Annotated in this window: 3 protein-coding genes and 1 pseudogene; 2 read left to right on the plus strand and 2 right to left on the minus strand. The window is 60.4% G+C overall.

Annotated features, from left to right (window positions below; translation table 11 throughout):
• Positions 1-35 precede the first annotated feature (35 nt).
• Both OQK_RS07665 and OQK_RS07670 read right to left on the minus strand, forming a co-directional pair.
• The gene (locus OQK_RS07665; RefSeq protein WP_016771858.1) at positions 36-593 is read right to left on the minus strand and encodes an NUDIX hydrolase; all 558 of its coding nucleotides are present in this window, start codon (positions 591-593) and stop codon (positions 36-38) included.
• Between the two features lie 3 nt (positions 594-596).
• Entirely contained in the window at positions 597-1,664 is a 1,068-nt protein-coding gene (locus OQK_RS07670; RefSeq protein WP_016771859.1) for a DUF2333 family protein, read from the minus strand.
• Between the two features lie 415 nt (positions 1,665-2,079).
• Between OQK_RS07670 and gcbA the strand changes: the two genes are divergently transcribed.
• On the plus strand, positions 2,080-3,750 hold the full coding sequence (gene gcbA / locus OQK_RS07675) for a diguanylate cyclase GcbA (RefSeq protein ID WP_016771860.1): 1,671 nt from the start codon (positions 2,080-2,082) through the stop codon (positions 3,748-3,750).
• A gap of 51 nt (positions 3,751-3,801) precedes the next feature.
• Positions 3,802-4,011 (plus strand): annotated as a pseudogene (locus OQK_RS07680) (methyl-accepting chemotaxis protein); the annotation flags it as partial.

The raw sequence follows: 4,011 nt of genomic DNA on the forward strand, positions 1-4,011 counted from the left end.
AAAATCGCGATTGCTAAGTGCCAATCGGCGCCAATTCATGTGTTCTTTGCGACGTTGCTTTGCTGCGCCTTGAGATAGCGCTTCAGGGCGGCCAGAGAGTCCGGGCAATAAGGCTTTTCGCTGATTTCGCGCATGACCTGTTCGACGGGGATGAATCGCGCTTCGAGGACTTCTTCCGGCTGCAATTTCAGCGGCCCGTCCCACACGGCGGAAAACGCCGAACACCACAGGCGGTTGCCGGTGTCTTCGAAGTAGAAGTGATCGTGAGCGATGAGTTCGACGCCGCTGACGCCCAGCTCTTCTGCAAGCTCGCGCGCCGCCGACTCGGCGTAGCTTTCGTCAGCCTGGACCATGCCGCCTGCGGCAACATCCCAGTAACCGGGGTAAATCGCCTTGCTCAACGTGCGCCGGTGCACGCACAGCTCACCGGCGGAGTTGAACAGCATGATGTAGGTGCCACGGCCAATCAGCCCGCGCTCACGCAAGTCGGAGCGCACCAGAGCTCCGAGCAGGTTGTCCTGCTCGTCGACCCAGGCGATCTGTTCAGCGTCCGAGGCGGCGCGATGGGCCGCCTCTCTTGTAGTCTGGCTCACGTATCAGCCCTGATTGAGCAGTTGACGCAAATCGATCACCGCAGCGTTGGCCCGGGAAATGTAGTTGGCCATGACCAGCGAGTGGTTGGCCAATACGCCGAAACCGCTGCCATTGAGGATCATCGGGCTCCACACCGGCTCCTGCGAAGCCTCCAGCTCACGGATGATCTGGCGCACGCTGACGGTGGCGTTCTTCTTCGCCAGCACATCGGCGAAGTCGACTTCGATGGCGCGCAGCAGATGCGACAGCGCCCAGGCCTGACCGCGTGCTTCGTAGAACACGTTGTCGATCTGCATCCACGGGGTTTCCACGACTTCTTCGTCAACCTGCGGCACTTCGCCGACCGCCGGAACTTCGGTCTTCAGCGCAGTATTGAGCTTGACCCGGCCGACACTGGCCGACAGGCGTTGCGACAACGAACCGAGACGGGTGCCGACATCGCCCAGCCAGTTGTTGAGGTTGTCGGCGCGGGCGTAGAACAGCGCGTTTTTCTGATTCGGATCCGACAAGCGCGACTGATAACGGCTCAGGGAGTTGATGCCTTCCTGGTATTCCGACTCGCTGGACGGCAGCACCCAGCTCTTGTTATCGAAGTTGAAGCGTGGTTCGGCCTTGGCCAGATCGGCGTCTTCGGCGGACTGTGATTGCGAACGGGCAAAATCCTTGCGCAGGGCGCGGGTCAGGTCACGCACCTGCACCAGCACGCCATATTCCCAGCTCGGCGTGTTGTCCATCCACAGGCCCGGCGGGAAACGGTCATTGGAAATGTAACCGCCCGGCTTGTTGAGCAAGGTGCCGGCAACGGTCTTCAGGGTCTCGACCGTGGTGTAGCCGACCACCATTTGCTTGCCCTCTTTCTCGGCAGCGACCTGGGCGTTCTGCGCCACCGGAAACAGCTCCGGTTCCTGGCTCCAGTACCAGCCCAGCGCGATGGTGACCAGCAAATACAGACCGACCACTGTGGCCAGCGCCCGGCTGAACAGCAGCCCGCCGACATAGCTGCGGGTGGCCGACTTGGGCTCGGCGGCACGTTCAGGCGCGCTGCCCGCGCGGTTTTTCCAGTCCAGCATGGCGATATCCTTTCAATCACTTGGGTTCAACGGTTCGACCACAACCATACAACAACGTGCCAAGGCCGGGCACCCGTCGCTAACGATAAGCCGCAAATGGTGCGGCCCGATGACGCTTCGCGACACACTAAGGGATTCCCTGATAGGGCAACGCCAGCAACGCAGTGAACTCTGATCCGGGTTCGGCCCGAGCAGCGATGTACAAATTCCCGACTGTTCTGCCCTGCCCTTCAAGGCAAGCGTCCGGATTTCGGGCATCTGACTGACCTGCAAGTGCATGAGAAAACCACCCGGTCAGAAACTGAATCGTGTCGTCCAGCAGATTATTGACGTACGACACTCGTCTAAGGGAAAAGAGGTGCTAGCATAGAGCCACCAGTCGATCTCAGCATGCACCCTAACTAGTAGTCAGGATATGACCGAGCCAGAAGACCCCAGCCGTGAGCGTCTCAAGCACCACTTTGCCCAGCGGGTAATTCATCAGGCACGTCAGATTCTTGAGATATGGCAGCGCCTGCAACGCAGTGAGTGGTCCACCGTCGATCTCGCCGAACTGAGCGAGGCGAATCTGCGTCTGCTGCGTTTTGCCGAGCGTTTCGAACAGCCGGAACACACTCAGTTGGCGCACCACATCAGCCAGTCGTTGCAAGCGGTGGATGCCAACCGTGGGCGCCTCAGCAGCGGCCTGATAACTGATCTGAATCGCTTGATGCAGCGCCTGTCGCGCACCGGCCTGCGCCATGGTGATCAGCTCGACCAGACGTTCCTGCCGCCGCTGCGCAAGCCGATCTACGTGATGTTGCAGGATCACGACCGCGCCGAACGCCTGGCCAAGCAACTGGAATTTTTCGGTTTGAGCGCACAGGCACTGGACAGCGTGGCCGCGTTTCGATCGTCGATGGTCGAGCGCTTACCCGCGGCGATTGTCATGGACGTGGATTTCAGTGGCCCCGGCATCGGCCTGAAACTCGCCGCCGAAGCTCAGGTCGGCCTCGAAGAACCCCTGCCACTGCTGTTCTTCAGCCTGCACGAAACCGACACCCCTACCCGCCTCGCCGCCGTGCGCGCCGGCGGTCAGGAATTCCTCACCGGCACGCTCGAAGCCTCGAGCTTGCTGGAAAAAATCGAAGTGCTGACCTGCGTCGCTCAGTACGAGCCCTATAAAGTGCTGATCATCGACGACTCGCGCGCCCAGGCCTTGCACACCGAGCGCCTGCTCAACAGCGCCGGGATTGTCACCCGCACCCTGATCGAACCGATTCAGGCAATGGCCGAACTGGCGGATTTCCAGCCGGACCTGATCATCCTCGACATGTACATGCCGGCCTGCACCGGCACCGAGCTGGCCAAAGTCATCCGTCACAATGACCGCTACGTCAGCGTGCCGATCATTTACCTGTCGGCCGAGGACGATCTGGACAAGCAGCTCGACGCCATGAGCGAGGGCGGCGATGACTTCCTGACCAAGCCGATCAAACCGCGACACCTGATCACCACCGTGCGCAACCGCGCCGCTCGGGCGCGCAACCTCAAAGCACGGATGGTCCGCGACAGCCTCACCGGTCTGTACAACCACACGCATATTCTGCAATTGCTCGAAGACTGCTCGTTCCGCGCGCGCCGCGAGAACAAGCCACTGAGCTTTGCCATGCTCGACATCGATCACTTCAAACGGGTCAACGACAGCCATGGCCACCCCATGGGTGACCGGGTGATCAAGAGCCTGGCGCTGTTTCTCAAACAGCGTTTGCGCAAGACCGACTTCATCGGCCGTTACGGCGGCGAAGAGTTCGCCATCGTCATGCCCGACACCGATATCGACGCGGCGCACAAAGTCCTCGACGAGATTCGCCAGCGCTTCGCCGAGATTCATTATCCGGCGCAGCCGCAGGATCTGTGGTGCACCTTCAGCGCCGGCGTGGTGGAAATGTGCGATGACTCCGACAGCCTGATGATGGCCAGCCAGGCCGACGAAGCGCTGTACCGTGCCAAAGGTGCCGGACGCAATCGGGTGCAGACCGCGCGCCAGTCAAAGCAAAGTGCCACTTTTTCATCGGAATCCACTGATTCGGTCATAACCTTGTAATGGAACCGCAATAAATTCAGGCGCTTACCATTCCTGCCGTTGGTAGCCGTCATGCGCCTGAAGTTGCTCACCAATCTCAACACTCTGCTGCTGGTCGCCGTCTGCGTGGCCCTTGGCGCCACGCTGTGGTGGTCGCAAAAAGCCCTCGAACGCCCCTATCTGTTGATGGAGCGTTACTTGGGGCTGTCGCAACAATTTCAGAATGAAGTGGCGCGCAACGTTGAGGATTACCTCGCCAGCGGTGACGCGCTGCGCCTGAGC

This window comes from Pseudomonas sp. R62 (assembly GCF_000257605.1).
Classification (GTDB): Bacteria; Pseudomonadota; Gammaproteobacteria; order Pseudomonadales; family Pseudomonadaceae; genus Aquipseudomonas; species Aquipseudomonas atacamensis.